This window comes from Pseudomonas sp. MS646 (genome assembly GCF_036693845.1).
In the GTDB taxonomy this organism is placed as follows: domain Bacteria; phylum Pseudomonadota; class Gammaproteobacteria; order Pseudomonadales; family Pseudomonadaceae; genus Aquipseudomonas; species Aquipseudomonas chlororaphis_E.
The window spans coordinates 1,431,697-1,457,755 of the sequence record NZ_CP144763.1 but is presented as its reverse complement, the minus strand read 5'-3'; the positions used below and the strand labels follow the sequence as shown (position 1 = coordinate 1,457,755).

Annotated in this window: 24 protein-coding genes; 6 read left to right on the top strand and 18 right to left on the bottom strand. The window is 62.5% G+C overall.

The genetic code is table 11. From position 1 onward, the window contains the following. Window positions 1-10 precede the first annotated feature (10 nt). The gene (locus V3H56_RS06440) at window positions 11-481 is read left to right on the top strand and encodes a MaoC family dehydratase (protein WP_003184579.1); all 471 of its coding nucleotides are present in this window, start codon (window positions 11-13) and stop codon (window positions 479-481) included. A 97-nt stretch (window positions 482-578) separates the two neighbouring features. On the opposite strand, the gene V3H56_RS06435 is transcribed toward V3H56_RS06440, so the two are convergent. The 4 genes from V3H56_RS06435 to V3H56_RS06420 all read right to left on the bottom strand — a co-directional run bounded on the left by V3H56_RS06435 (window position 579) and on the right by V3H56_RS06420 (window position 4,338). After that, complete coding sequence (locus tag V3H56_RS06435; protein ID WP_123579548.1) at window positions 579-1,442, bottom strand: HlyD family secretion protein; 864 nt, start codon at window positions 1,440-1,442, stop codon at window positions 579-581. A gap of 9 nt (window positions 1,443-1,451) precedes the next feature. Further along, on the bottom strand, window positions 1,452-1,658 hold the full coding sequence (locus V3H56_RS06430) for a DUF1656 domain-containing protein (RefSeq protein ID WP_042731283.1): 207 nt from the start codon (window positions 1,656-1,658) through the stop codon (window positions 1,452-1,454). Then, complete coding sequence (locus V3H56_RS06425; protein WP_042731282.1) at window positions 1,645-3,645, bottom strand: FUSC family protein; 2,001 nt, start codon at window positions 3,643-3,645, stop codon at window positions 1,645-1,647. The genes V3H56_RS06430 and V3H56_RS06425 overlap by 14 nt, the downstream gene beginning before the upstream one ends. Window positions 3,646-3,870: 225 nt before the next feature. Beyond that, window positions 3,871-4,338 (bottom strand): PA2169 family four-helix-bundle protein, encoded by a 468-nt coding sequence (locus V3H56_RS06420; protein WP_042731281.1) that lies wholly within the window; start codon window positions 4,336-4,338, stop codon window positions 3,871-3,873. Between the two features lie 203 nt (window positions 4,339-4,541). Between V3H56_RS06420 and V3H56_RS06415 the strand changes: the two genes are divergently transcribed. Beyond that, window positions 4,542-4,778, top strand: a complete 237-nt coding sequence (locus V3H56_RS06415) for a DUF3820 family protein (protein ID WP_047736908.1) — start codon at window positions 4,542-4,544, stop codon at window positions 4,776-4,778. 11 nt (window positions 4,779-4,789) lie between these two features. Then, window positions 4,790-5,977 carry an aminotransferase class V-fold PLP-dependent enzyme gene (locus V3H56_RS06410; protein ID WP_047736911.1) on the top strand — a complete coding sequence of 396 codons (1,188 nt, stop codon included), beginning with the start codon at window positions 4,790-4,792 and terminating at the stop codon, window positions 5,975-5,977. A 227-nt stretch (window positions 5,978-6,204) separates the two neighbouring features. On the opposite strand, the gene V3H56_RS06405 is transcribed toward V3H56_RS06410, so the two are convergent. Genes V3H56_RS06405 through zwf form a run of 3 tightly spaced genes read right to left on the bottom strand, consistent with a single transcriptional unit; the run spans window position 6,205 to window position 9,057 of the window. After that, window positions 6,205-6,870 (bottom strand): bifunctional 4-hydroxy-2-oxoglutarate aldolase/2-dehydro-3-deoxy-phosphogluconate aldolase, encoded by a 666-nt coding sequence (locus tag V3H56_RS06405; protein WP_042731278.1) that lies wholly within the window; start codon window positions 6,868-6,870, stop codon window positions 6,205-6,207. Window positions 6,871-6,887: 17 nt separating this feature from the next. Beyond that, a complete protein-coding gene (gene pgl / locus V3H56_RS06400) occupies window positions 6,888-7,601 on the bottom strand; it encodes a 6-phosphogluconolactonase (protein ID WP_338474362.1) in 714 nt (237 codons plus the stop codon). Beyond that, window positions 7,588-9,057, bottom strand: coding sequence for a glucose-6-phosphate dehydrogenase (gene zwf, locus V3H56_RS06395; protein WP_042731276.1), 1,470 nt, complete (start codon window positions 9,055-9,057; stop codon window positions 7,588-7,590). The genes pgl and zwf overlap by 14 nt, the downstream gene beginning before the upstream one ends. A 196-nt stretch (window positions 9,058-9,253) precedes the next feature. Between zwf and V3H56_RS06390 the strand changes: the two genes are divergently transcribed. Continuing rightward, window positions 9,254-10,114 (top strand): MurR/RpiR family transcriptional regulator, encoded by an 861-nt coding sequence (locus V3H56_RS06390; protein ID WP_172679730.1) that lies wholly within the window; start codon window positions 9,254-9,256, stop codon window positions 10,112-10,114. A 138-nt stretch (window positions 10,115-10,252) separates the two neighbouring features. On the opposite strand, the gene V3H56_RS06385 is transcribed toward V3H56_RS06390, so the two are convergent. The 11 genes from V3H56_RS06385 to edd form a co-directional block, all read right to left on the bottom strand. Further along, a complete protein-coding gene (locus V3H56_RS06385) occupies window positions 10,253-11,107 on the bottom strand; it encodes a D-hexose-6-phosphate mutarotase (RefSeq protein ID WP_042731274.1) in 855 nt (284 codons plus the stop codon). A 291-nt stretch (window positions 11,108-11,398) separates the two neighbouring features. Further along, complete coding sequence (locus V3H56_RS06380; protein WP_042731273.1) at window positions 11,399-12,745, bottom strand: carbohydrate porin; 1,347 nt, start codon at window positions 12,743-12,745, stop codon at window positions 11,399-11,401. 193 nt (window positions 12,746-12,938) lie between these two features. Further along, window positions 12,939-14,099: a sn-glycerol-3-phosphate ABC transporter ATP-binding protein UgpC gene (gene ugpC / locus V3H56_RS06375; protein ID WP_042732855.1), complete on the bottom strand. Its 1,161-nt coding sequence runs from the start codon at window positions 14,097-14,099 to the stop codon at window positions 12,939-12,941. Between the two features lie 2 nt (window positions 14,100-14,101). After that, on the bottom strand, window positions 14,102-14,947 hold the full coding sequence (locus tag V3H56_RS06370; RefSeq protein WP_042732854.1) for a carbohydrate ABC transporter permease: 846 nt from the start codon (window positions 14,945-14,947) through the stop codon (window positions 14,102-14,104). Further along, complete coding sequence (locus tag V3H56_RS06365) at window positions 14,940-15,848, bottom strand: sugar ABC transporter permease (protein ID WP_047736912.1); 909 nt, start codon at window positions 15,846-15,848, stop codon at window positions 14,940-14,942. The genes V3H56_RS06370 and V3H56_RS06365 overlap by 8 nt, the downstream gene beginning before the upstream one ends. 101 nt (window positions 15,849-15,949) lie before the next feature. Further along, on the bottom strand, window positions 15,950-17,251 hold the full coding sequence (locus V3H56_RS06360) for an ABC transporter substrate-binding protein (RefSeq protein ID WP_042730804.1): 1,302 nt from the start codon (window positions 17,249-17,251) through the stop codon (window positions 15,950-15,952). A 115-nt stretch (window positions 17,252-17,366) separates the two neighbouring features. After that, complete coding sequence (locus V3H56_RS06355) at window positions 17,367-18,626, bottom strand: AGE family epimerase/isomerase (protein WP_338474361.1); 1,260 nt, start codon at window positions 18,624-18,626, stop codon at window positions 17,367-17,369. Window positions 18,627-18,853: 227 nt separating this feature from the next. After that, window positions 18,854-20,323, bottom strand: a complete 1,470-nt coding sequence (locus tag V3H56_RS06350) for an ATP-binding protein (protein WP_338474360.1) — start codon at window positions 20,321-20,323, stop codon at window positions 18,854-18,856. Continuing rightward, complete coding sequence (locus V3H56_RS06345; protein WP_042730801.1) at window positions 20,313-21,044, bottom strand: response regulator transcription factor; 732 nt, start codon at window positions 21,042-21,044, stop codon at window positions 20,313-20,315. The genes V3H56_RS06350 and V3H56_RS06345 overlap by 11 nt, the downstream gene beginning before the upstream one ends. 176 nt (window positions 21,045-21,220) lie before the next feature. After that, window positions 21,221-22,180 carry a glucokinase gene (locus V3H56_RS06340; protein WP_338474359.1) on the bottom strand — a complete coding sequence of 320 codons (960 nt, stop codon included), beginning with the start codon at window positions 22,178-22,180 and terminating at the stop codon, window positions 21,221-21,223. Then, window positions 22,177-24,003: a phosphogluconate dehydratase gene (edd, locus tag V3H56_RS06335; protein WP_047736917.1), complete on the bottom strand. Its 1,827-nt coding sequence runs from the start codon at window positions 24,001-24,003 to the stop codon at window positions 22,177-22,179. Before edd ends, V3H56_RS06340 begins: the two co-directional genes overlap by 4 nt. A 219-nt stretch (window positions 24,004-24,222) precedes the next feature. Here edd and gap point away from each other — a divergent pair, with 219 nt between their 5' ends. Then, window positions 24,223-25,224, top strand: a complete 1,002-nt coding sequence (gene gap / locus V3H56_RS06330; protein WP_338474358.1) for a type I glyceraldehyde-3-phosphate dehydrogenase — start codon at window positions 24,223-24,225, stop codon at window positions 25,222-25,224. 201 nt (window positions 25,225-25,425) lie between these two features. After that, window positions 25,426-25,932 carry a sigma-70 family RNA polymerase sigma factor gene (locus V3H56_RS06325; RefSeq protein ID WP_042730797.1) on the top strand — a complete coding sequence of 169 codons (507 nt, stop codon included), beginning with the start codon at window positions 25,426-25,428 and terminating at the stop codon, window positions 25,930-25,932. The last annotated feature ends 127 nt before the right edge of the window (window positions 25,933-26,059 follow it).

Sequence of the window (26,059 nt, the reverse complement as noted above, 5' to 3'; positions counted from 1 at the left end):
TTCAAGACACATGACCCAGGTTACCAACATCCCTTACGAAGCCCTCGAAGTCGGCCAGACCGCCAGCTACAGCAAGACCGTGGAAGAACGCGATATCCAGCTGTTCGCCGCGATGTCGGGCGACCACAACCCGGTGCACCTGGACGCCGAATTCGCCGCGGCCAGCATGTTCAAGGAACGCATCGCCCACGGCATGTTCAGCGGTGCGCTGATCAGCGCGGCGGTGGCCTGCGAGCTGCCTGGGCCGGGCACCATCTACATCGGCCAGCAGATGAGCTTCCAGAAACCGGTGAAGATCGGCGACACCCTGACCGTGCGCCTGGAGATCCTCGAGAAACTGCCGAAATTCCGCGTGCGCATCGCGACCCGCGTGTTCAATCAGCGTGATGAGCTGGTGGTGGACGGCGAAGCCGAAATCCTCGCCCCGCGCAAGCAACAGACCGTGACCTTGCCGACGCTGCCGGCGATTACTGTCGGTTGATTCACTGAAGCGATCAGCCCCAGCGGATTGAATGAAGCACCGCATCTCTTGTGGCGAGGTAGCAAGCTCCCTCGCCACAAGGTTCGTGCGCGACGGACTATGGCAGGTCTTCGCGCACTTGCACGCTCGCCGTCATCCCTGCACTCAGGTTCACCCCTTCCGGTACCTTGTCCAACTTGATCCGCACCGGGATCCGCTGGGCCAGGCGCACCCAGTTGAACGTCGGCTCGACCTCCGCCAGCAGTTGCGCATCGGGGTTGGTGTTGCGGTCGGTGATGCCCCGACTGATGCTCTCGACGTGGCCTTGCAATGCATGGTCGGTGCTCATCAGCCAGACCTTGACCGGATCACCGACGCGAATCCTCGGCAGTTTGGTTTCTTCAAAGTAAGCCTGCACATAGAAGGTCGAGTCATCGATCAACGCCATGACCGGCTGCCCCGCGTTCACGTAGTTGCCCTCGGCCAGGCGCAGGTTGGTGATGTGGCCGCTGCGGGGGGCCAGGACCTGGCTGCGGGCCAGGTTGAGCTCGGCAACCTTGGCTTCGGCCTGGGCTTCGCGCAATTCGCCGCGGGCGATGCCGGCGTTGATCTGGGCGTTTTCCCGCAGCTCGGCGCTGATGGCCTGTGGCCCCAGGGCGGCGCGGCGGCTGGCTTCGTGTTCGCGCAGGCTCAGTTGCTGCTGGCGGGTCTGGACCACCGCATGGGCTTTTTCCACCGCCGCCTCGAAACGCTCGCGGTCGATGCTCAGCAAGAGATCGCCGGCCTTGACCTGCTGGTTATCCACCGCCTTGAGCTCGCGCACCCAACCCGACACGTCGGGCGCAATCACCACCACGTCGGCACGGATCCGCGCATCGCGGGTCCAGGGGGTGAGCATGTAGTACTGCCACAGGTGGAACCCGGCGAAGATCGCCACGGCAACCACGCACAGCGTGACGGCGACACGTACGGAGGTACGCATGTTCAACTCCTATAGCGGCCCGAGGACCACGGTAATGACAGTCAGGACACAGACATAGAGGGCGCAGTCGAACAAGGCTTCATGCCAGATCCAGCGCCCGACCGGCAGCAGGCCGAGCAACAGGCGCAGCGCGCCGGTCACCAGCAGCGCCAACACCAGGTAAATCAGGAACGGGCTGAGCAACACCCCGCCAATCGACCACTCACGCAAGCCCATGGCTGTGCTCCCGTCGTTCAGGTTCATGCTGGCGGCACCAGGCGCGCCAGCTGTTCTGCAATTGCACCACCGCGCCCTGGGCCAGTTTCAGCGCATCACTGGCGGGTTGGGCCGCCAACACCTCAAGAAATTCGGCGCTCGCCGTCGCCAGGGCGTCGGCCCGATCGCCGGCCGGCCCGCGTTCGAGCGTGTGCTCCAAGGCGGCGAAGTAACGTTGCTGCGCCTGCTGCTCGGACACCTGGGCGACGGCCAGGCTCAGGCGCAGGTGCAACAGCTCATCGCCGATGTCCAGGCCCAGCAAGCCGTCGTCCCAACGGCTGCGGGCCTGCACCGGCAACTCCGGGTAATGCCGCGCCAGTTGCAACAGTCGGTCAGCCATGCGCCCGCCGAACCAGCTCTCGGCACCACGCAGGCTGCGATGGGTCAGGCGCACCAGATCATCGAGCGTCGCCGCCAGCAGGCGCCGGCTGTGCCAGGCCGGGTCACGCAGCATCAGCAGGTTGAACGCCAGCACCGCCGCGCCCACGCCGATCATCATCGCCTGGGCGTTGTTGAAGAACGCCGCGACGTCGTACTTCATGGTGTTGAGCGGCGAGACCAACACCACGAAATGCAGGCAGAACGAGGTAGCGGTGGCGAAGATCGGCGGCTTGGCCATGCCCAGTGCGCCGAAAAACAAAGGCACGCCCATGGCCAGGCTGAGCAGGGCGAAACTGCTCCACTGCGGCAGTACGATCTCGCCGATCACGAACGCCGTGGGCACGGCCAGGCAAATACCGCGCAGGAAGCTCATGCCAATCTGCGCACCGTTTTCGCGGCTGGCGAACAGGCTGCACACCACACACGTGAGCACCAGGGCGCCCGAGGCCGCAGGCCAGGCCGTGGCCAGCCAGAAACTGGCCACGGCGAGGAACGCCAGGGCACTGCGCGCGCCAAACACCATCGCCAGGGACAGGTCGCGATGAGGCGCCAGGGTGCGCGGCGGATCCACCGCCGCCTTGCCCTCCTGCACAGCCGTCAGGGCCGCGCAGGCGGCCAGGGCGGTGTCGAGCAACAACGCGATCCTGGCCAGGCAGTAACTCTGTGCCGAACTGATCTGCGGATCGTGAGACGCATCCCACACCCGGGGGCGCAGCGCTTGCAACGTGGCGCTGTCGCCGTCGAGGGCTTGCTGCACGTCGTCCATCCACGGCTGGAGCGCCTGGGCTTCGACGGGATCGAGTTGCCTCCACTGCCGACGCACCGAGCGGGAAATGCGCAGCAGCATCAACAGTTTCTGGCTCAAGCCGCTGATGGCCCGGGCCCGCTGCCGCCCCAGGCGGCCCTCGAACCAGGCGTGTTCACGCTGGGCGTCGACCGCGACAATCTTGCCGAGGATTTCCAGCAAGCCCTTGCGCGCCTGGGCATCGCCCGCCAGGGTGGCACGGGCCGCCTGCATGCCGCTCTGCCAGGCGGCGCGAGCCTGCCCGGCCAGTTGCCGCTCGACCCGCAGCGGCCAGAGCAAGGCACTGGCGGCCGTGGCGCAGATGATCCCCAGGCTGATCTCGGTGCAGCGCGCCACCGCCTGGTCGAACACGGTCAAAGGATGGGAAATGGCCGGCAAGGCGATGATCGCCACGGTGTACCCGGCGAGCACGAATGAGTAAGACCAGGCACTGCGCAGCAACGTCGAACAGGCCGTGCACAAGCCCAGCCACACCGCCAGGGCCAGCAGGAACAACCACGGTGTCTGGGCGAACAGGGCCATGAACACCACGGACATGACCGTGCCCACCAGCGTGCCGAGCAGGCGTGCCAGGCCTTTCTGGACGACCATGCCGGACAACGGCTGCGCGACGATGATCGCCGTCATCAATGCCCACGACGGCTGCTCCAGCCCGAAGCGCAACGCCAGCCACAGGGCCAGTCCGGCGCCGAGCACGGTCTTGATGGCGAACTGCAACGCGAGGCGGTCGGGAGCGAACAGGGCCTGGAAGGTAATGGGCACGCAAAAGACTCTTCTGGGGGAACGTTGTAACGATAGATGGAATGCAGGTAATCGGCAGGCGCAATTATTAGCTGGCTAACTACTTCAGTCCATAGGCGATTACCGTTGATTTTCACAACACACTTTCTCTGACCGGCGACGCTGCGCAAGAGATCCCTTGTCGCCAAACGACGCCCACAAAAAAACGCCAGGCAAGCTGGCGTTTTTTTGGGTCAGGCGTGCGCGTTAGCTGGCAGCACGCGCCTGGTTACGCAGCGCCTTGACCTGATCATGGTTGCGTTGCACACCGTGGTACTGGCGCTCGACCAGATCACGAATGCCCACCAGGTTGTGCTTGTTGATTTTCTCGATGGCTTCGCGATAAGCCTTCAAGGCATGGTCTTCGCCGCGCTCGGCTTCGTTGAGCACTGCCTCTTCGTCCTTGCCAGTGAACATCGACTTCACGTCGACCCAACGGCGGTGCAGGTCACCGGCTACGCTGGTGGAGGTTTCCGGATCGCCGCCCAGGGAACGTACAGCCGCTTGCAGTTCGGCAGCAGCCGTCGCGCAGTCAGTCGAACGCTTCACGAACAGCGCCTTGAGTTCGGGGTGCTTGATGTCTTCTGCGCAGGTCTTGAACCCTTCCTGGCCATCTTTGCTGGTCTCGATCAGGTCGTTCAGGACGGAGATGGATTCTTTGTTGATGTCAGTCATTTTTCAGTTCCTTTGCTGGTGAATAAAACCTGCAAGGACTATTGCATCGGCCGTGCCAGGCCAAAAACAAGATAAATATTCAATAAAATCAATCAGTTAATATTTAACCGGAAATCTGTATCCGCGTTATTTGCATGATCTGTCAATTGGCCTGCATGCAGAATGCCTGTATTTTCCAGGCTGGTTGAAGGAAGACGAATGCCATGAACCCGCAAATGCTCGAACTGCTGGTCACCCGCCAGATGCCCTTCGGCAAATACAAGGGTCGCATCCTGGCCGACCTGCCCGGCCCTTACCTGAATTGGTTCGCCCGCGAAGGTTTTCCCCACGGCGAACTGGGCGGCCTGCTGGCGTTGATGCAGGAAATCGACCACAACGGTTTGTCCGACCTGCTCGACCCGTTGCGCGCCAAACACGGCAAACCCAAGCCCCGCCATTGACCGAGTCTCCCATGCCCGAGAATACGCTGCGCGCCCACGATGAAGCTTTCTGGCAGACCTTTGTCGGTCGCTACGATGTCGATCCTGGTGCACCGCTCAACCTGGAAAACGGTTACTTCGGGCGCATGTCCCGCACCGTTGTCGAGGAATACCAACGCAACATCGAATTCATCAACCGCACAAACTCGGTGTATGTACGCCAGCATTTCGACCTTGAACACAGCGAAGCCATTCGCCGCCAGATCGCGCAGTTGATCCACGCTGCGCCCCAGGCCGTGGCATTGGCCACCAGCGCAGTGGACGCCCTGCAGACGTTGATTCGCAATTACAACGGCCTGAAACCGGGCGACCAGGTGCTGATCAGTGACGTGGAATATGCCTCGGTCAAAAGCGCGATGCGCTGGCTGGCGCGCCAGCGCGGCGTGGAACTGATTGAAATCGTCCACCCGCACCCCGCCAGCTACGAGAGCCTGGTGGGCACTTACCGCCAAGCGTTCACCCAGCACCCTCGCCTCAAATTGATGGCGCTGACCTATGTCAACCACCTCACCGGGCTGGTGATGCCGGTCCAGGCAATTGCCGAGACCGCCCGGGAGTTCGGGGTCGACATCATCCTCGACGGCGCCCACGCCCTGGGCCAGATCAACTTCGACCTGCAGAAGCTCGGAATCGAGTTTGCCGGGTTCAATTTGCAGAAGTGGATCGGCGGTCCGCTGGCCCTGGGGTTCCTGTACATCGCCCCCCATCGGCTGGCCGACATCGACCCGGACATGGACGAAGGGAGCTATCCGGCCAGTGACATCCGCTCGCGCACGCCCCACAGCACGCCCAACATCCCGGCGTTGCTCACCCTGCCCCTGGTGTTCGAGGAGCACCGCGCCCTGGGCGGCGCCTCGGCCAAGGGCGCGCGCCTGTGCCACTTGCGCGACCTGTGGGTGACGGCGGTGCGCGACCTGCCAGGCATCGAAGTCATGACACCGGACGATCGGCGCCTGTATTGCGGCATCACCGCCATGCGCTTCACCGCCCACACCGACCAGCAGGCGATGGCCGATCGATTGCTCGACGAGTACGGGATCTTCACCGTGGTGCGCCAAACCAGCGCCGGGCCTTGCATCCGCATTACCCCAGGGCTGATTACCTTGGCGAGTGATATCGAACGGTTGACCCAAGCGCTGCTTGAACTGAGCCGTACCTAGTGGCGAGGGAGCTTGCTCCCGCTGGGCCGCGAAGCAGCCCCAAAAAGGCACAATGAGATTGACCTGGCGGACCGCAGTGACAGGTTCAGGACTGCTTCGCAGCCCAGCGGGAGCAAGCTCCCTCGCCACAGGAATTTTGTGCGACGATAAAAACCCAGGCAAAAAAAAACGGTGCGCCGACCAAGCGCACCGTAAAACCGTAGAGCACCCAACGAGGTTCGGTCGAATCAGTCCAGCAGCGCCAAGGCCTCGGCGGTGCATTCCTGAATGCGGGCCCAGTCGCCGTTCTTGATCCACTCCGGATCGAGCATCCAACTGCCGCCCACGCACATCACGTTCTTCAATGCCATGTAACTCTTGATATTGGCCGGACCGACGCCGCCGGTCGGGCAGAATTTCACTTCGCCGAAGGGGCCGCCCAGGGCCTTGATGGCCGCGACGCCGCCACTGACTTCCGCCGGGAACAACTTGAAGCGGCGGTAGCCCAGGCCATAGCCTTCCATGATGCCCGAGGCGTTGCTGATGCCCGGCAACAACGGGATCGAGCTGTACACGCTGGCTTCAAGCAGGTCACGAGTAATGCCTGGGGTCACGATGAACTGCGAACCGGCCGCTTCGGCGGCCTCCAGCATATGGCGATCGAGCACCGTACCGGCACCGGTCACCAACTCTGGACGCTGCTCGCGCAGGACCTGGATGGCCTTGAGGCCGAACTGGGAACGCAAGGTCACTTCCAACGCCGTCAGGCCACCGGCAGCCAAGGCGTCGGCCAGCGGCAGGATGTCCTGTTCGCGGGCGATGGTGATCACCGGCAGGATCCGCGCCTTGGCGCAGAGGCTGTCGATCAGGGCAACTTTGTCCGCCATGGAAACGGTCGGGGATGGGTTTGTCATAGCGGCTGATCCTTGGTTCATGGGCACCAGTAAATCTCTAACGTAGGTTGCAAAAACGCACGGATCGGCATTTCGGCGACGTTGTCACCGGCCACCGCGGCGCTCAGGGTGGTCAATTTCGACTGACCGGAAATCGACAGCACTTTCTGTTTCGCAGAGGCCAGCAAGGCACGGCTCATGGTCAGGCGCTGATGCGGCACCGTCGGCGCCAGCATCGGCCAGCAGCGACGCGTGCCCTGGGCATCGAGGGCTTGAGCCAGGTTCGGGCTGTCGGGGAACAACGACGCGGTGTGCCCGTCGTCTCCCATGCCCAAAACCAACACGTCGATGGACGGCAATTCGCCCAGCAGGCGATCGGCCTGTTCGGCGGCCGCCTCTAGGTTGGCGCTTGGGCTATAGAGGCTCAGGAACTGGGCCTTGGCCGCAGCGCCTTGCAGCAGGTAGCGCTTGAGCAGGCCGGCATTGCTGTCGGCATGTTCAACCGGCACCCAGCGCTCGTCCGCCAGGCTCACCAGCACCTTCGACCAGTCCAGGGTCTGCTTGGCCAGGCTCTGGAAAAACGCCACCGGGCTACGACCACCCGACACCACCAGCACGGCCGTGCCGCGCGCGTCGATCGCCTCGCGCAGTTGCTCGGCCACCTTCAGGGCCAAGCCTTCGGCCAGCAACACCGGGCTCTTGAATTCGAGGGCGCTGACGCCCTGGGGCAGTTTCACTTCAGATATCGCCATACCATGACCTCCCATCCCGCGTGATCAGTGCAATGGAGCTCATCGGCCCCCAGGACCCGGCCGCGTACGGCTTGGGCGCATCGCCAGACTTCTTCCACCCGGCGATCAACTGGTCACACCACGTCCACGCGGCTTCAATTTCATCTTTACGGACAAACAGGTTCTGATTGCCATTCATGACTTCCAGCAACAACCGCTCGTAGGCATCGGGAATCCGTGCGCTGCGCCAGGTGTCGGAGAAGTTGAGTTGCAACGGACCGCTGCGCAATTGCATGCCCTTGTCCAGGCCCTGCTCCTTGGTCATCACCCGCAAGGAGATCCCTTCGTCCGGTTGCAGGCGGATGATCAGTTTGTTGCTGATCTGCAAGCGCTGCTCAGGGGCGAAAATGTAGTGGGACGGTTCCTTGAAGTGGATGACGATCTGCGACAGCTTCTGCGGCATGCGCTTGCCGGTACGCAAGTAGAACGGCACGCCGGCCCAGCGCCAGTTGCGGATGTCGGCACGCAGGGCGACGAAGGTTTCGGTGTCGCTCTGGGTGTTGGAATTGGGCTCTTCCAGGTAACCCGGCACAGCCTTGCCTTCGCTGTGGCCGGCGATGTACTGGCCGCGCACCACCTGGGTGGTCAGGCCTTCCGGGCTGATCGGCGCCAGGGCCTTGAGCACCTTGACCTTCTCGTCACGGATGCTGTCGGCCGACAGGTCGGCCGGCGGGTCCATGGCAATCAGGCACAACAGTTGGAGCAAGTGGTTCTGGATCATGTCCCGCAGTTGGCCGGCCTTGTCGAAATAGCCCCAGCGGCCTTCGATACCGACCTTCTCGGCCACGGTGATTTCCACGTGGGAGATGTAGTTCTGGTTCCACTGGGTTTCGAACAGGCTGTTGGCGAACCGCAACGCAATCAGGTTCTGGACCGTTTCCTTGCCCAGGTAGTGGTCGATGCGGTAGGTGCGGTTTTCGGGGAAGAACTGCGCCACCGCGTCGTTGACCTTGCGCGACGACTCCAGGTCCGAGCCGATGGGTTTTTCCAGCACGACGCGGGTGTTTTCGCTCAGGCCAACCTTGGCCAGGTTCTCGCAGATCGCGCCGTACACCGCCGCCGGGGTGGCGAAATAGGCGATGACCTGCTGGGCCGAACCGGCCTGCTCGGCCAGGGCGACGTAATCGTCAGCCTTGAGAAAGTCCACATGCAGGTACGTCAGTCGCGCCAGGAAGCGCTCGACCACGGCTTCGTCCAGGTCCTTGTCGCCCACGTAGCGGCGCAGTTCGGTGGCAATGAAAGCCAGGTGCTGCTGCTCGCTGCCGGGTTCACGGGCCAGCGCGATGATCCGCGTGTCCTCGTGCAGCAATTGCGCGCCATCGAGTTGATAAAGGGCAGGAAAAAGCTTGCGCAGGGCCAGGTCGCCCAACGCGCCGAACAAGGCAAAGGTGCACGGTTCAACCGTAATCGAATGCATGATGTTTGTTCTTTTATCAAGTTAAGCTACAAATACCTTTTTTCAAGGCATCACTCAAGGAAAAATGTAGTAATAACCACAACATTTTCCGAAAATACCGTTTCCGAGTGGTGGTCCGTCGGAGCCAACAGTAGGATAGGCCACCGCAAAGGGTCGTATCAAAGACCCGTCTTTCTAGGAATCTTGTATGGACCGCGTGCGAAATTTACTGGAACAGATCCAGACTCGCCTTGAAGAACTCAACAAGGCAGAACGCAAGGTGGCCGAGATCATCCTGCTCAACCCACAGCAGGCGACCCGCTTCAGCATCGCTGCCCTCGCCCAGGCCGCTTCGGTCAGCGAACCGACCGTCAACCGCTTCTGCCGCTCGTTCGGCGTCAGCGGCTACCCGGAACTCAAACTGCAACTGGCCCAGAGCCTGGCGAGCGGCGCAGCCTATGTCAGCCGCGCCGTGGAAGCCGACGACAACCCGGAAGCCTACACCCGCAAGATCTTCGGCAGTGCCATTGCTTCATTGGACAGCGCCTGCCAGGCCCTTGATCCAAATTTGATCAGTCGTGCCGTGGACCTGCTGATCCAGGCCCGACAGATCCACTTCTTCGGCCTCGGCGCCTCGGCTCCGGTGGCCCTGGATGCCCAGCACAAGTTCTTCCGATTCAACCTGGCGGTGACCGCCCACGCCGACGTATTGATGCAGCGCATGATCGCGTCGGTGGCCCATACCGGCGAACTGTTCGTGATCATTTCCTACACCGGGCGCACCCGCGAGCTGGTGGAAGTGGCACGCATCGCCCGGGAAAACGGAGCGTCCGTGCTCGGCCTGACCGCTGAAAATTCGCCCCTGGCGAAGGCCAGCACCTTGAGCCTGAACATTCCGCTGCCCGAAGACACCGACATCTACATGCCGATGACGTCGCGGATCATCCAACTCACCGTGCTGGACGTGCTCGCCACCGGCATGACCTTGCGCCGAGGCGTGGATTTCCAGCCGCACCTGCGCAAGATCAAGGAAAGCCTGAACGCCAGCCGGTATCCGGTGGGGGATGAGTTCAACTGATTCGGCTTGAATGCTTTATGGCCTGACAAGCCGTCATCGCGAGCAAGCTCGCTCCCACACTGGATCTTTGGCGTTCACAACCCCTGTGGGAGCGAGCTTGCTCGCGATGGGGCCGGCAGCCTCACCCACCCTCCAGAATCAAGCCCCCACCCGCGCCTGCAAACTCAGGTGAGCCCGCTCCCCCGGCGCCAGGCACAGGCTGTCGGTGCCGCCACTGGCGGCCTCGACGCAGACAAACTCGCTGATCTCATCCCAGCTCACCCCCAGCAATGGCCGGGCACCCGGGTGCCACACCACGGTGTCGGCGCTGTCGCCCGTGTCGATGCACAGTTCGCGCTGCCAGGCGCGATCCTTGAGCTGCAATTCGCCCTCATGCTGGAACACCCGCTGGCAACCGCCGTCGACTCGCAACTCACCTTCCTGCTGGCAAACCTCGCGACTCAACTGGTCGTAACCTTGAGCACCTTCCAGCCCAGACAGCGCTATCTCACCAACATCACCAATACGCCAGTAGGCATGCAAAGCCTGACTCAACTGGCACGGCAGGCTGTCCTGGTGCTCGGTGCTCAAGCGCAGCTCCATGCGTTCACCCAGGTCGGCATGCAGGTCCACCTGCCAGTCGCACAGTTGCAACTGCCAGTGCAGGTGCACGCCGTCGTCATCGCTGCGGCTGTCGAGCAGTTTCCAGTCGATCAGTCGCGCCCAGCCATGGGACGGCCAGGCGTTTTCACTGGGATGGCGGCCATACCACGGCCAACACACCGGCACCCCGCCGCGTATCGCACCGACTTGCGGCCACTTGGCCGCACACCACAACCAGGGTTTCTGGCCACGGGGTTGGAAATGCAGCAACTGCGCGCCCTGGCGGCTGAACACCGCCTGGCACAGCGGATGGTCGATCACCAGCACATCGCGCTGCCGATAGCGCTCCCAGGCAAACACCGGGCGCTCGCGCAAGGATCTGAAAAAGCGTTGTAGCGGATGCTCATGCATGGGCCGCGGTCCTGGAAATCATTGAATTGCTCATCTGTTCGCGACGCGCTCTTTTGTGGCGAGGGAGCTTGCTCCCGCTCGACTGCGAAGCAGTCGTAAACGAGGCAAATGCGATCTGGCTGACGCACCGCAGTGAATGGTTTTGGGGTCGCTTCGCAACCCAGCGGGAGCTAGCTCCCTCGCCACAGCGCTCGGTGTCCAACCAAACGATTGAGTGCTCCCCAAAAAAAAGCGGACAGCCTTGGCTGTCCGCAAATATGCGCACATAGAGAGGAGGTTATCGCAACAACGTTAGAACACCGACTGAATTTTCAGGCCGGCCACCAGGGCGTTGTCGACTTCATCCACGCCACCTGGGTGGGTGATGTACTGCAGGTTGGGACGTACGGTCAGCCAGTTGGTGACGTGAACACCGTAGTTGAGCTCGTAGTTGTACTCGGTGCTGCGCAGCGGTGCGAACAACGGGTCGTTGTAGTCGTTGACGCCATTGGCAGCGTTGGTCAGCTCGGCGTTTTTCTTCACGTCATCGTTGACATGGATACGCGAGAAGCCGATCCCGATGTCATCTTTGGGACGTGCATCGAACGGCCCCTTGTACACGAACATCAACGACTGGTAGTTGTCGACGACGTTGGTGTCCTTGTCGTGGAAGGTCGCGTTGGCGGCGATGTTCAGGCCGCGGGACGCGTCACCGTTGTGAGTGGTGAGCTGTTGCTGCGCCACGAACCAGTAGCCGTGCTTGCTGTCATGGCTGCGATAGGCATTGCCGGTGGTCGCGGCGTCGTTACCGTTGTCATCCTCACGGACGTCATTGGCATCGGCCGTGCTCTTGTAGTAACCGACCCGGTATTCTCCTGGCAGGTTGTTGACCTTCGGCGACCAGACCAGCTCGACCGGGATGACGGTGCCCTTGGTGCCACTGCCGCTGAGCTTGAAGCCGTTGCCGTGCTCCAGTTGCGAAGGGTTCTGGTTGTAGGCACCGATCTGCGCATAGAACTCAGGCGTGAGGTTGTACTTCACGCGGATCGCCGCCTGGCTGACGGGCCAGTTGTACCAGATGTTGGTCGCCCAGTTACCCACCTGGGAACCGCAGAAAGCCAGGTTCTGGAATTCGCAAGGGAAGGTGTTGAAGTCTTCGCCTTCGCCGAAGTAACCGGCCTTGACGTCCAGCTTGCCGTCGAGGAACTGGTGCTTGATCCACAGTTGGGTCAGACGGACCATGTGGCCACGGCCGTAGACTTCCTGGGAAGAACTCAAGGTGCCGGCACGCGGATCGCCGACACGGTCATTGGAGATGTTTTGCCCGTTACGATTGGTCAGCTGGATCTTGGCCTGGGTGTTATCCCAGCCCCACAGCTTTTGCAGGTCCAACGCCACGCCCAGACCGAACTGGTCGGAGTAGCGCGCTGTCTTGTCGTTGTTGTAGCCACCGTGCAGGTTGCCACCCACTTCACCGACGTAGTCAGCCTTGATGTCGATACCCTGCTCGATCAGCTTGGTCCGTTCACCACCCCAGTCACCCGTCATCCACTGCGAATCGGCGCTGAACGCGTCGGCCGCATGTGCGCTACCGGCCAGCATCATCGCCGCAACGGCTGACAACTGGCAGATAAGCTGGGTGTTGTTTTTCTTCTTCATCCCTACATCCTCGTCTTTATTGTTATTAACTGTTTTTATCTAACGCGGTTTACAACGATTGCGGCGAATGGTCCCCCACCCACCGCATGCTCTGCTGTGGGAACGGGCTTGCTCGCGAATGCGCTGTAACAGTCGCCAGAAATGCCAAATGGCACACTGCATTCGCGAGCAAGCCCGCTCCCACACTGCTTTCTCAGCGGCCCTTGAACTGAGCCACGTTCGCCGCCCGAGCTTCGCCTTGTGGCTGACCCGCCACACCCAGGCGCTCACCCGTCTGCGCATCAAATAGTAATACTTTTTGAGGATCAAATTGAAGCGTCAGATTTTCCCCTGCTTGCGGAGCAAGGTCCGGCGCCAGGCGGCAGCAAACCTTGGTGTCATTTAGACTGACAAATACAAGGGTGTCCGGCCCCGTCGGCTCGGTCACCTGGACCTCCGCCCGGATGGTCGGCAAGCCGTTGGGCTCGCTGCCGGCCAACACGATCTGTTCCGGACGCAAGCCGAGAATCACTTCACGGTCTTCAAGGCCGGCGTCCTGCATGCCCAGCGGCAGCTCGCAACGGGCCTGGCCGCTGTCGAGCAGCGCCAGCAGGCGACCGTCCTTGCGTTGCAGGCGCAATGGGATGAAGTTCATCGGCGGCGAACCGATGAAGCTCGCCACGAACAGGTTGGCCGGGTTGTTGTAGATGTCCTTCGGCGTGCCGAACTGCTGGATGATCCCGTCCTTCATCACCGCCACTTTGTCGCCCAGGGTCATGGCCTCGATCTGGTCGTGGGTGACGTAGACGGTGGTGGTTTTCAGGCGCTGGTGCATCAGCTTCATTTCGGTCCGCATCTCGACCCGCAGCTTGGCGTCGAGGTTGGACAGCGGTTCGTCAAACAGGTAGATCTTCGGCCGCCGCGCCAGTGCCCGGCCCATGGCCACGCGCTGTTGCTGGCCACCGGAGAGCTGGCCGGGCTTGCGATTGAGCAGGTGCTCGATCTGCAACAGCTTGGCCACGCGGGTGACTTCCTCGTCGATGGCCGCCTGGGGCATCTTGCGGATCTTGAGGCCGAACTCGATGTTCTCGCGCACGCTCATGGTCGGGTACAGCGCGTAGGACTGGAACACCATGGCGATGTCACGGTCCTTGGGGCTCATGCCGCTGACATCCTGGTCGCCGATCATGATCGCGCCGCCGGTGATGGTTTCGAGGCCGGCGATGCAGTTCATCAGCGTCGACTTGCCGCAACCCGAAGGGCCGACGAGGATCAGGAACTCACCGTCCTTGATCGACAATTCGATGTTCTTCAGGGTGTCCGGCAGGCCGGCACCGTAGGTCTTGTTTACATTGCGAAGTTCAAGCGTTGCCATGATTACCCCTTGACTGCGCCGGCCGTCAGGCCGCGCACGAAATACTTGCCTGCCACTACATAGACCAGCAGGGTCGGCAGCCCGGCGATCATCGCCGCCGCCATATCAACGTTGTATTCCTTGGCCCCGGTGCTGGTGTTGACCAGGTTGTTCAGCGCCACCGTGATCGGCTGGGAATCGCCGCTGGAGAACACCACGCCGAACAGGAAGTCGTTCCAGATCTGGGTGAACTGCCAGATCAGGCAGACCATGATGATCGGGGTGGACATCGGCAGGATGATCCGCCGGAAGATCGTGAAGAACCCCGCGCCGTCCAGGCGCGCAGCCTTCACCAGCGCATCGGGAATGCTGACGTAGTAGTTGCGAAAGAACAGCGTGGTAAAGGCCAGGCCGTAGACCACGTGCACGAACACCAGGCCGGTGGTGGTGCTGGCCAGGCCCATCTTGCCGAGGGTGAACGAAGCCGGCAGCAGGACGGTCTGGAACGGCAGGAAGCAGCCGAACAGCAACAGGCCGAAGAACAACTGCGAACCGCGAAAGCGCCACATCGACAGCACGTAGCCGTTCAATGCACCGATGGCGGTGGAGATCAGGACGGCCGGAATGGTGATCTTGATCGAGTTCCAGAAGTAGCCGTTGACCGTCGCCCAGGCCTTGATCCAGCCGATGCCGCTGACCACGGTCGGCCAGCTCAGCAGGTTGCCGGTGCTGATGTCTTCCGGGGTCTTGAAGCTGGTCAACAGCATGACCACCAACGGCACCAGGTAGAGCAATACGGCGAGGATCAGCACCGCGTAGATCGCGATGCGACTCAGGCTGATGGCGGGTTTGGCAGCGAGACTAGTCATGGCGCTTGGTCCTCAGCTCGGAGTACAGGTAAGGCACGATGATTGCGAGAATCGCACCGAGCATCAGGATTGCGCTGGCCGAGCCCATGCCCATCTGGCCGCGGCTGAACGTGAAGGAATACATGAACATGGCCGGCAGGTCGGAGGAATAGCCGGGGCCGCCGGCGGTCATGGCCGCCACCAGGTCGAAGCTCTTGATCGCGATATGCGCCAGGATCATCACGGCACTGAAGAACACCGGCCGCAGGCTTGGCAGCACCACTTTCCAGTAGATGCGCGGCATGCTCGCGCCGTCGATCTGCGCGGCGCGGATGATCGACTGGTCGACACCTCGCAGCCCGGCCAGGAACATCGCCATGATGAAACCCGAAGCCTGCCAGACGGCAGCGATCACCAGGCAGTACACAACGCGGTCCGGGTCGATCAGCCAGTCGAGACGGAAGCCTTCCCAGCCCCAGTCACGCAGCAATTTGTCCAGGCCCATGCCCGGGTTGAGCAACCATTTCCAGGCCGTACCGGTGACGATCATCGACAGGGCCATCGGGTACAGGTAAATGGTGCGGATGAAGCCTTCGCGACGGATGCGCTGGTCGAGGAACACCGCCAGCAGCACGCCAATCACCAGGGTGACGCCAATGAACAGGCCGCCGAAGAGCGCCAGGTTCTTGCTCGCCACCCACCAGCGGTCGTTGTCCATCAACCGCGCGTATTGCGCCAGGCCGGCCCATTTGTAGGTCGGCAGGAAGGTCGAGGTGGTGAACGACAGAACGAACGTCCACACGATATAGCCATAGAAGCCCACCAGGACGATGAACATGCTCGGCGCCAGCACCAGTTTGGGCAGCCAGCGTTGCAGCGCATCGAACGGCGAGGCCTTGCTGAACACAGCAACAGAACTCATGGGAAGATCCAGTACAAAGATAGATTAGGGGCAGCTACAAGCCCCAAGCTGCAAGCTAAAACACACCCTTGCAGCTTGCAGCTTGTAGCTTGCAGCCGCTCTTATTTGGCAGACTGAACCGCAGCACCCAGTTTCTTGGCGGCATCGGTCGGGTCGGCTTTCGGGTCGTTGATGTAGTTGGTCACCACGTCAAAGAACGCGCCCTGCACCGCCAGCGTGGTCGCCATGTTGTGCGCCATGCTCGGCTGCAGCCCACCGGACTTGGCATCCGCCAGGAAGTCCTTGGCCGCGGTCTGGGCGCAGGAATCGAAACCGTACTTGGCCATGTCGCCCAGCATGTCGTTGCGCACCGGGATCGAGCCCTTGTTGATGCTGAAGACTTTCTGGAAGTTCTCGCCCAGCACGACCTTGGCGATGTCCTGCTGGCCGGCCGCGGTGCCCTTGTCTTTCTGCTTGAACACCGCCAGGGAGTCGATGTTGTAGGTGAAGGCCTTGTCGGTGCCCGGGAAGGCTACGCACTCGTAATCCTTGCCAGCGACTTTCTTGGCGGCGGTCCATTCACTCTTGGCCCAGTCACCCATGATCTGCATGCCGGCCTTGCCGTTGATGACCTTGGCCGCTTCCAGGTTCCAGTCCTGGCCCTTGCCGTCGGCGTCCATGTAGGTCGCGACTTTCTTCAGCTCAGTCAGCGCCTTGACCATTTCCGGACCGGTCAGGGCCTTGTTGTCCAGGTCGACCAGGGCTTTCTTGTAGCCATCAGCGCCCATCACCGAAAGCACCACGGCTTCAAACACGGTGCTGTCCTGCCAAGGCTGGCCGCCATGGGCGAGCGGGATGAAGCCCGCGGCCTTGAGCTTGTCGCCGGCGGCGTAGAATTCTTCGAGGGTGGTCGGGTTCTTGGTGATGCCGGCTTTCTTGAAGACTTCCGGGTTGATCCACAGCCAGTTGACGCGGTGGATATTCACCGGCACGGCCACGTAGTCACCTTCGTACTTCACGGTATCGGAGACTTTCTTGTCGAGCAGGCTGTCCCACTTCTCTTCCTTGGCCACGTCCTTGAGCACGTCGCTGTCGAGCAGGCCGGTGGAAGCCCATTCCTGGATGTCCGGGCCCTTGATCTGGGCCACGCCTGGCGGGTTGCCAGCCACGGCGCGGCTCTTGAGCACGGTCATGGCCGTGGAACCGCCACCACCGGCGACAGCGCCGTCCTTCCAGGTAAAACCGTCTTTCTCGACCTGGGCCTTGAGCACATCGACCGCGGCTTTTTCACCACCCGACGTCCACCAGTGGACGACTTCCACGGTGCCTTTGGATTCGGCGGCAAGGGTGCTGACAGGGAACGCTGCGACGGGAAGCAGGGAAGCAAGAGAAATGACAGTAGCGAGGCGAGAAATCGCATTCATCTAGAAGTACCTTTCTTGTTGTTATGCATGCAAGTCGGTGCTTGCGCTGCATGGATTCTAATCAGAGGGAATCCCTTCGCAGGTAACGAAGGGACGTGCAAATGTCACGACATGGTTACACGGGTGAAGGGCTGGAGAGCCGCGCCAGAGCCGTCGCCATGCTGGGTGCCAGGGGCAGGCGCGGAATCAGCACCGCCTGCCAGGCGTGGTACAGGTCCGCCTTGCCCGGCCAGATATCGGCGCTGGGGCGGTTTTGTGGGTCGAGTTCGTGATGCCAGCTCCCATTGCAGCGGTCGATGAAGTGTTTGTCACAGAATTCCCAGAAAGTTCGGTACCAGGCTTCGTATTTCGCTTCATCGGTCCGTTTGAGCAAGGCACTGGCGGCGGCGGCAGCCTCGGCGTGCACCCAGTGCAGGCGGTGGCGGACCACCGCGCGGTTGTCCCAGTCCAGGGTGTAGACAAGGCCGGGCGCGCCGTCGACGTCCCAGCCGTGGCGGCAGTTCTGGTCGAAGAGTTTCTGTGCATCCTGGGCCAGCCAGCCCGGCGTCAGCATGCCGATCTGGACCCGCGCCGCCTCGAGGTGCAGCAACAACCGCGCCCATTCGAACCCATGGCCGGGGGTGGTGCCGTACGGACGAAAGCCGTCGGCGGGGTTGTCGTGGTTGTAGTCGCGCAGCGGCTGCCAGTCACGGTCGAAGTGCTCCACCACCAGGTAATCGTTGGCCGCGGCATGGCCGTGAATCACCCGCTCGACGATGCGCAGGGCGCGGACCAGCCAGCGCGGGTCGTCGGTGGCGTCGGCCAGGGCCAGGAACGCTTCGGTGGCGTGCATGTTGCTGTTGGCACCGCGGTACGCCTCTTCGTCGCGCCAGTCACGACTGAAGGACTCGCGCAGGGCACCTTCTTCTTCGCTCCAGAAATGCGTGTCGATGACCCGCACTGCTTCGTCGAGCAGCGCCTGGGCGCCGGGACGCTGGGCCACCACGGCGGAGCTGGCGGCCAACGCGACGAAGGCATGCAGGTAGGCGGCCTTGCCGGTTTGTTCGTCATGGGGCTGCGCGGTGGCGAACCAGCCGCCGTGCTCGGCGTCGCGCAACGGCCCGCTGAGGGCCTGGACGCCGTGGTCCACCAGCTCGGCAAAGCCAGGCAAACCTTGGATGTGGGCCATGGCGAAGCTGTGGGTCATGCGGGCGGTGTTCATGGTCTCGGCCAGCGCCCCGGCCGGGAGGCGTCCCTGGTCGTCGAGGTTGCCAAAGCCGTCCGGCAGCTTCGACGCCTTGGCGAACGCCAGCAATCGCAAGCCTTCGGCAGCGAGCCAGTGCTGGTGGGCAGGCGCGTTCAGCCAACTGCTGAAAGCCGGGAGGAAGGTGTCCATCGCAGGTCCCTTTTTTGTTGTTTTGACGCAGGGAGTCTAAACAAGGGCGGACGGCGGGCAGGTAACGAAAGGGGCGAGTTATGTCACTGACTTGTGACATTTACCTGGGAGAGGCGTTGAGGTTACTGGCGCCATCGCGAGCAAGCTCGCTCCCACAGTGGACGTCATGGAGCACCGATCTCCTTGTGGGAGCGAGCTTGCTCGCGATGAACGATAACGCGGTCTGATCAATCCACACTGCGGGGCAACTGCAGGGTCACCCGCAACCCGCCCTCGCGCAGGTTCTGCAGGCTCACTTCGCCGCCGTGGCTATGGGCAATGTTGCGGGCGATGCCCAGCCCCAGCCCATACCCCTGCTGCTGCCCGGCCAGGCGGAAGTGCGGCTCGAAGACTTGCTCGAGGCGCTGTTCCGGCACGCCAGGCCCTTCGTCATCGACGTGCAGGACGAACGCACTTTCATCGTCCTCGATGTGCAGGTGGGCGTTCTGCCCGTACTTGAGCGCGTTGTCGATCAGGTTGCCGATGCAGCGCTTGAGCGCCAGCGGCTTGCCGTGATACGGCGCCAGCGCGCGTCCGTCCTGGGTCACCCGGCCATTGCCGTTGGGCGCCAGGTAAGGCTCGACCAGGCAATCGAGCACGTGGTTGAGGTCCACCGGCTCGATGTTCTCGTGGATATCGGTGTCCTTGACGCACTGCAACGCACCCTTGACCAGCAGTTCCAGCTCATCGAGGTCGCGACCGAACTTGGCTTGCAGGTTTTCGTCTTCCAGCAATTCGACGCGCAGGCGCAACCGGGTGATCGGTGTGCGCAGGTCATGGGAGATCGCGCTGAACAACTGGCTGCGCTCGGTCAAGTAGCGGCTGATGCGTTCACGCATGGCGTTGAACGCCCGCCCTACTTCCACCACTTCGCTGCCCCCTCCCTCCGCCACCGGTTCCACTTCGGCGCCCAGGGACATGTCCCGCGCCGCGCGGGCCAAACGCTTGAGGGGACGGCTCTGCCAGTGCACCAGCAGGCCGATGAACAGCAACAGCAGGCTGCTGGTGAGCACGATGAAACCGACCTGCTGCTTGGGCAGGTCCTGCTCTTCGAGGCTGGTGTAGGGCTCGGGCAGCAACGAAGCGATGTACAGCCATTCGCCCGGCGCCATCTGGATCTGCGTGACCAGCACCGGCGGGTTCACCGGTTCGAGCGTCAACGCGTAATGGGCCCAGGAGCGTGGCAGCTCATCGAGCTTCAGCCCGCCGTTGAAGATCCGCAGGTCTTCAGGGCTGACAAACTTCACCGAGATGTCGGCGTTAGTGCCCAGGGAGCGGCGCAACACCTCGTCCACCGCCTTGAGTACCGCCAGCTTGCGTGGCGTCACCGGCAGCACGTCCATGCCCAGGGGTTTGTCATTGAGGGTGACGACGAACCGCGTACCGCCCATGCTGCGCAACTGATCGAGGACCAGGGGCCGGTAGGCCACCGGCAGCGAACGCAGGTAGCTGACGCTGGCGGTCATCGAATGGGCGAGGCTGCGGGCGCTGGTGACCAAGCCTTCGAGCTGCGTGGCACGCAGTTGCGACACCCAGATCAGGCTGGACAGCGTTTGCGCGAACAGCACCACCAGCAAGGTCAGCAACAGCATCCGGCCGAGCAGCGAACGCGGCACCGGCACCCGTCCTATGACCTTTTTGACCCCATCAATGACCATTGCTGGCAACCACACTGGCTGCCAACTGGTAACCACTGCCGCGTACCGTGCGGATCAGCCGCGGTGGCTTGTCGGTGTCGCGCAGGCGCTGGCGCAGGCGACTGACGGCCATGTCGACGATCCGGTCCAGGGGCATCAGCTCGCGGCCACGGGTGGCGTTACCGATGGTGTCGCGGTCGAGGATTTCCTGGGGATGATCGAGGAACAGCTTGAGCAAGGCGAAATCGGCGCCGGAAAGAATCACTTCTTCGCCGTCGGCGTGGAACAGCCGATGGCTGACCATGTCCAGCCGCCATTCATCGAACGCCAGCACTTCACCGCCGGACCGTTCCTGGCCGAACTGCGCCCGGCGCAGCAACGCCTTGATGCGCGCCTGCAACTCGCGTGGGCTGAACGGCTTGCCCAGGTAGTCATCGGCGCCCAGTTCAAGGCCGATGACCCGGTCGGCCTCGTCGGAACTGGCCGTCAGCATGATGATCGGCACGTGCGCCTGGCGCGGGTGCTGGCGAACCCAGCGGCACAGGCTGAAGCCGTCCTCGTCCGGGAGCATCACGTCGAGGATCACCAGGTCGCTCGGTGCTTCGTTCAGCGCCTGGCGAAAGCCGGCGCCGTCCGGCGTGGTGCGCACCTGGAAACCCGCGCGGCTGAGGTAGGTGTCCAGCAGCTCGCGAATCTCCTGGTCGTCATCGACCAACAAAATCGATTTGTTCACTGAACTCACAGGGCCTCGTCCTTGCTGGTGGGATTGGCGGATTATGCCTGATGAGCCGGATCTATAAACACCACTACCCCTTGTGGGAGCGGGCTTGCTCGCGAATGCAGGGTTTCATTCAACATTTTCGTCGACTGACACACCGCTTTCGCGAGCAAGCCCGCTCCCACAGGGCCTTACAAATTTTAAACTTGTACCGACTGCTCCAACGCCACGCCCGCCCCCATCAGGCCGGAGTACGGGGCGGTGACCAGCCAGACCGGAATACCCTTGAAGTAATCGCTCATGCACCCCTTGTCGGCAAAGCAACGGGCAAAACCGCTTTCCAGGAAGAAATCGGCAAACCGCGGGACCACCCCGCCAACGATGAAGACGCCACCGCGCCCACCGACCGTCAACACATTGTTGCCGGCCACGCGTCCCAGCCAGCGGCAGAACTGTTCGAGCACTTCCAGGGCCACGGGATCGCCCGCCAGGCCCGCGGCGGTGATGGATTCGGGCGTATCGAGCACCGGCTCATGGCCGTCCACCGCACAGATGGCCCGGTACACCCGCGGCAAGCCGCTGCCGCTCAGGGCGGTTTCGGCGCTGACGTGGCCGATTTCGTTGTAGATGTGCTGCCAGAGCTGGGTTTCCCGCGGGCTGCTCATCGGCAGGTCGACATGGCCGCCCTCCCCCGGCAAGGCCGCGAACCGACCTTCACCGAGGTCCAGCAACGTCCCCACCCCCAGCCCGGTGCCCGGCCCGATCACCACGGCCGGGCGGCGAGGCTCCGGGGTGCCTTCGCACACGACCCGATACTCATCGGGGCGCAGGCAGGTCATGCCCAGGGCCATGGCCGAGAAGTCGTTGACCAGCAACAGCTTCTCCACCTGCAGGGTCTCGCAGAACGAAAGGTTGCTCAGAAGCCAGTGGTTGTTGGTGAAACGAAAGGTGTCGCCACCCACCGGCCCCGCCACCGACAGGCACACCGAGCCGATGGCCCCCGGCGCCATGCCCAGGCCGGCCAGGTAGACCTTGATGGCGTCTTCCGGGCAGGCGTAATCCGCGGTGGCCAGCACCTGGATGTTTTCCAGGTTGTGGTTCTTCCACAACGCGAAGCGTGCGTTGGTCCCACCGATGTCACCGACCAAAGCCAGTTTCAATTAATCGTCTCCAGGGCAGCAGTGAAGGCGCTGGCGCCCTGCTCTGCCGAGCTGAAGGCCATGCGCATGAAGCCGAACAGCTCGCGACCGGTGCCGATGTTGTTGCCCAACAGGCCCTTGGCCGGCTCGCGCGCGGCGAATTCCTCGGCGTCCACCTTCAGTTCCAGGGTGCCTTTGACGCCATCGACGCGGATGATATCGCCCTCCTGCACCCGGGCCAATGCACCACCGACGTAGGCTTCGGGGCTGACATGGATGGCCGCCGGGATTTTCCCCGAGGCGCCGGACATGCGCCCGTCGGTAACCAAAGCCACCTTGAAGCCGCGGTCCTGCAGCGAGCCGAGGTACGGGGTCATCTTGTGCAGTTCCGGCATGCCGTTGGAACGCGGCCCCTGGAAGCGCATCACCGCGACGAAATCCTTCTCCAGCAAACCGGCCTTGAACGCGTCCGCCAGGTCCTGCTGGTCCTGGAACACCATGGCCGGCGCTTCGACGATCTGGTTTTCCAGGGCCACCGCCGAGACTTTCATCACGCCACGGCCCAGGTTGCCCTCCATGACCCGCAACCCGCCTTCCGGCGAGAACGCGCGGGCCACCGGGCGCAGGATGTTTTCGTCGAGACTTTCGATCGGGCCGTCGCGCCACACCAGTTTGCCGTCTTCGAGGAACGGTTCCTGGGTGTAGCGGCTGAGGCCGTGGCCGAGCACGGTGTTGACGTTCTCGTGGAGCAGGCCGGCTTCGAGCAGTTCGCGGATCAGGAACGACATGCCGCCCGCCGCCTGGAAGTGGTTAATGTCGGCCTTGCCGTTCGGGTAGACGTGGCTGAGGGTCGGCACCACCTCGGAGAGGTCGGCCATGTCCTGCCAGGTCAGCTGGATGCCCGCCGCCATGGCGATGGCCGGCATGTGCAAGGTGTGGTTGGTCGAGCCGCCGGTGGCATGCAGCGCGACGATGGAGTTGACCAGCGAGCGCTCGTCGACGATTTCGCCGATGGGCATGAAGTTGCCGCTTTGCTTGGTCATGCGCGTGACCTGGAACGCCGCTTCGCGGGTCAGGGCGTCGCGCAGTGGCGTGTTCGGGTTGACGAACGAAGCGCCCGGCAGGTGCAGGCCCATCACTTCCATCAACAGCTGGTTGGTGTTGGCGGTGCCGTAGAAGGTGCAGGTGCCCGGGCTGTGGTAGGACTTCATCTCCGATTCCAGCAGCTCTTCGCGGCTCGCCTTGCCTTCGGCATAGCGTTGGCGCACGTCGGCTTTTTCCTTGTTGGAAATGCCCGAGACCATCGGCCCGCCAGGCACGAAGATCATCGGCAAATGACCGAAGCGCAGCGCGCCCATCATCAGGCCCGGCACGATCTTGTCGCAGATGCCCAGCATCAGCGCGCCGTCGAACATGTTGTGCGACAGCGCCACCGCCGTGGACAACGCGATCACCTCGCGGCTCGGCAGGCTCAGCTCCATCCCGGCCTCGCCCTGGGTCACGCCGTCGCACATCGCCGGCGTGCCCCCGGCAAACTGGCCGACCGAGCCGATCTCGCGCAGCGCCTGCTTGATCTGTTGCGGAAAGGTTTCATAGGGCTGGTGGGCCGAGAGCATGTCGTTATAGGACGACACGATGGCGATGTTGGCGGCGTTCATCATCCGCAGGTGGTGCTTGTCTTCCGTGCCGCAACCGGCCACGCCGTGGGCGAAGTTGGCGCACTGCAATTTGCCGCGCATCGGACCGTCGCTGGCTGCACCGCGGATCAATGCAAGGTAAGCCTGACGCGTGGCGCGGCTGCGGGCGATAAGCCGTTCGGTGACCTCAAGAACGCGGGGATGCATGTGTAGAACTCCAGGCTAACGGGTGTGGCGACCTGATTGTCTATGCTGGTCAAAAGCCCGCGGCGCAATGGGCGCCAGGGGGATTGTTGACCATTCGGACCAGTTGATTCAGGTCACTCGTTGTAGATAAAACAAAATATTGCCACTAAAAAGGCTTGTTTTCTATTTTTATGCGAATAATCTTGTAATTCCAACAACAAATCGACGGCGGCGCAGTTAATGACTCTTCGAATCGCAATCAATGGTTTTGGCCGCATCGGCCGCAACGTCCTCCGTGCACTGTATACCCAAGGCTATCGTCGCGACTTGCAGATCGTCGCCATCAACGACCTGGGCGACAGTGCGATCAACGCTCATCTGCTCAAGTACGACACCGTCCACGGCACATTCGATGCCGATGTACAGCACGATCATGAAAGCCTGACGGTCAATGGCGACCGCATCTCGGTCAGCGCCATCCGTAACCCGGCCGACCTGCCTTGGGCCGCTGAAAAGATCGACGTGGTGTTCGAGTGCACCGGTCTGTTCACCGACCGTGCCAAGGCCGCCGCCCACCTCAGCGCCGGCGCCCGCAAGGTGATCATCTCGGCCCCGGCCAAGGGCGCCGACGCCACCGTGGTGTATGGCGTGAACCACGACATCCTGCGCCAGTCGCACCAGATCATTTCCAATGCGTCGTGCACCACCAACTGCCTGGCCCCGGTGGCCCAGGTGCTGCACCGCGAGCTGGGCATCGAAAGCGGCCTGATGACCACCATCCACGCCTACACCAACGACCAGAACCTGACCGACGTCTACCACACCGACCCGTACCGCGCCCGTTCTGCTACCCAGAACATGATCCCGAGCAAGACCGGCGCCGCCGAAGCGGTAGGCCTGGTACTGCCGGAACTGGCCGGCAAGCTGACCGGCATGGCCGTGCGCGTGCCGGTGATCAACGTGTCCCTGGTGGACCTCACCGTGCAGCTCAAGCGCGAAGCCTCGGCCGAAGAAGTCAACGACCTGCTGCGCCAGGCCAGCCAGCATTCGAAGATCCTCGGCTACAACAGCCTGCCGCTGGTTTCCAGTGACTTCAACCACAACCCGCTGTCGTCGATCTTCGACGCCAACCACACCAAGGCCAGCGGCAAGCTGCTCAAGGTACTGGCCTGGTATGACAACGAATGGGGTTTCTCCAACCGCATGCTCGATAACTGCCTGGCGTTGTGCAACGCGGAGTGATTGGAAACGGCAGTTGAGTTCCTGTGGGAGCGGGCTTGCTCGCGAAGGCGGCGGATCAGTCAGACTTCAACCAACTGACACACCGCTTTCGCGAGCAAGCCCGCTCCCACAAGGTTGTAAAACAGCCAGAATGAATCAAGGCTTGACCCATCATGTAGATGACAATCATTATCATCTACTCGAACCGGATCGGGCCCTACCGTGAGTCAATCGCGCTTTCATCACGTCTTTCTCGCCCAGCGCATGCCGCTGCTGCGCACCCTCGAGCGCATGGTCAACAACCCCAGCACCGCCGAAGACCTGCTCCAGGAAACCTACCTGCGCGTCTCCCGCGCACTGGCCGAGCGGCCGGTCGAGCACCTTGAACCGTTTGTTTTCCAGACCGCCCGCAACCTGGCGCGGGATCACCTGCGCGCCCGCCGCGTGCAGTCGCGCACCGTGCTGGACGACGTCCCCCTGGAGGTGGTCCACAACGTGGTCGCGCCCCAAGGCAGCGCCGAGGACGCCGTCCATGCCGGGCAGATGCTCGAACGCCTCAATGTCAGCCTGCAAGCGCTGAGCCCACGCCAGCAGCGGATCTTCATCCTCAGCCGCCTGCACGGGCACAGTTATCAGGACATTGCCGGGCAACTGGGCGTGTCGTCGAGCACGGTGCAAAAGGAACTGAAGCTGATCATGGCGATCTGTGTGGGAAGCTGTCAGCCGTGAGCGACACGCTCACCGTGGCGCTGGGCTTGCCATCCGCCGCTTGCCGCTTGTAGCTTGCCTCCTACCACCCACACCGAGTAGCCAACGTGACGGACAACCCTCACACCTCAGACACCGCTACGGCGTA

Excerpts from the sequence above, each read along its gene's own strand:
- V3H56_RS06440 (WP_003184579.1), top strand. The coding sequence starts at position 11 with ATGACCCAGGTTACCAACATCCCTTACGAAGCCCTCGAAGTCGGCCAG.
- V3H56_RS06435 (WP_123579548.1), bottom strand. The coding sequence starts at position 1,442 with ATGCGTACCTCCGTACGTGTCGCCGTCACGCTGTGCGTGGTTGCCGTG.
- V3H56_RS06430 (WP_042731283.1), bottom strand. The coding sequence starts at position 1,658 with ATGGGCTTGCGTGAGTGGTCGATTGGCGGGGTGTTGCTCAGCCCGTTC.
- V3H56_RS06420 (WP_042731281.1), bottom strand. The coding sequence starts at position 4,338 with ATGACTGACATCAACAAAGAATCCATCTCCGTCCTGAACGACCTGATC.
- V3H56_RS06415 (WP_047736908.1), top strand. The coding sequence starts at position 4,542 with ATGAACCCGCAAATGCTCGAACTGCTGGTCACCCGCCAGATGCCCTTC.
- V3H56_RS06410 (WP_047736911.1), top strand. The coding sequence starts at position 4,790 with ATGCCCGAGAATACGCTGCGCGCCCACGATGAAGCTTTCTGGCAGACC.
- V3H56_RS06405 (WP_042731278.1), bottom strand. The coding sequence starts at position 6,870 with ATGACAAACCCATCCCCGACCGTTTCCATGGCGGACAAAGTTGCCCTG.
- pgl (WP_338474362.1), bottom strand. The coding sequence starts at position 7,601 with ATGGCGATATCTGAAGTGAAACTGCCCCAGGGCGTCAGCGCCCTCGAA.
- zwf (WP_042731276.1), bottom strand. The coding sequence starts at position 9,057 with ATGCATTCGATTACGGTTGAACCGTGCACCTTTGCCTTGTTCGGCGCG.
- V3H56_RS06385 (WP_042731274.1), bottom strand. The coding sequence starts at position 11,107 with ATGCATGAGCATCCGCTACAACGCTTTTTCAGATCCTTGCGCGAGCGC.
- V3H56_RS06380 (WP_042731273.1), bottom strand. The coding sequence starts at position 12,745 with ATGAAGAAGAAAAACAACACCCAGCTTATCTGCCAGTTGTCAGCCGTT.
- ugpC (WP_042732855.1), bottom strand. The coding sequence starts at position 14,099 with ATGGCAACGCTTGAACTTCGCAATGTAAACAAGACCTACGGTGCCGGC.
- V3H56_RS06370 (WP_042732854.1), bottom strand. The coding sequence starts at position 14,947 with ATGACTAGTCTCGCTGCCAAACCCGCCATCAGCCTGAGTCGCATCGCG.
- V3H56_RS06365 (WP_047736912.1), bottom strand. The coding sequence starts at position 15,848 with ATGAGTTCTGTTGCTGTGTTCAGCAAGGCCTCGCCGTTCGATGCGCTG.
- V3H56_RS06360 (WP_042730804.1), bottom strand. The coding sequence starts at position 17,251 with ATGAATGCGATTTCTCGCCTCGCTACTGTCATTTCTCTTGCTTCCCTG.
- V3H56_RS06355 (WP_338474361.1), bottom strand. The coding sequence starts at position 18,626 with ATGGACACCTTCCTCCCGGCTTTCAGCAGTTGGCTGAACGCGCCTGCC.
- V3H56_RS06350 (WP_338474360.1), bottom strand. The coding sequence starts at position 20,323 with ATGGTCATTGATGGGGTCAAAAAGGTCATAGGACGGGTGCCGGTGCCG.
- edd (WP_047736917.1), bottom strand. The coding sequence starts at position 24,003 with ATGCATCCCCGCGTTCTTGAGGTCACCGAACGGCTTATCGCCCGCAGC.
- gap (WP_338474358.1), top strand. The coding sequence starts at position 24,223 with ATGACTCTTCGAATCGCAATCAATGGTTTTGGCCGCATCGGCCGCAAC.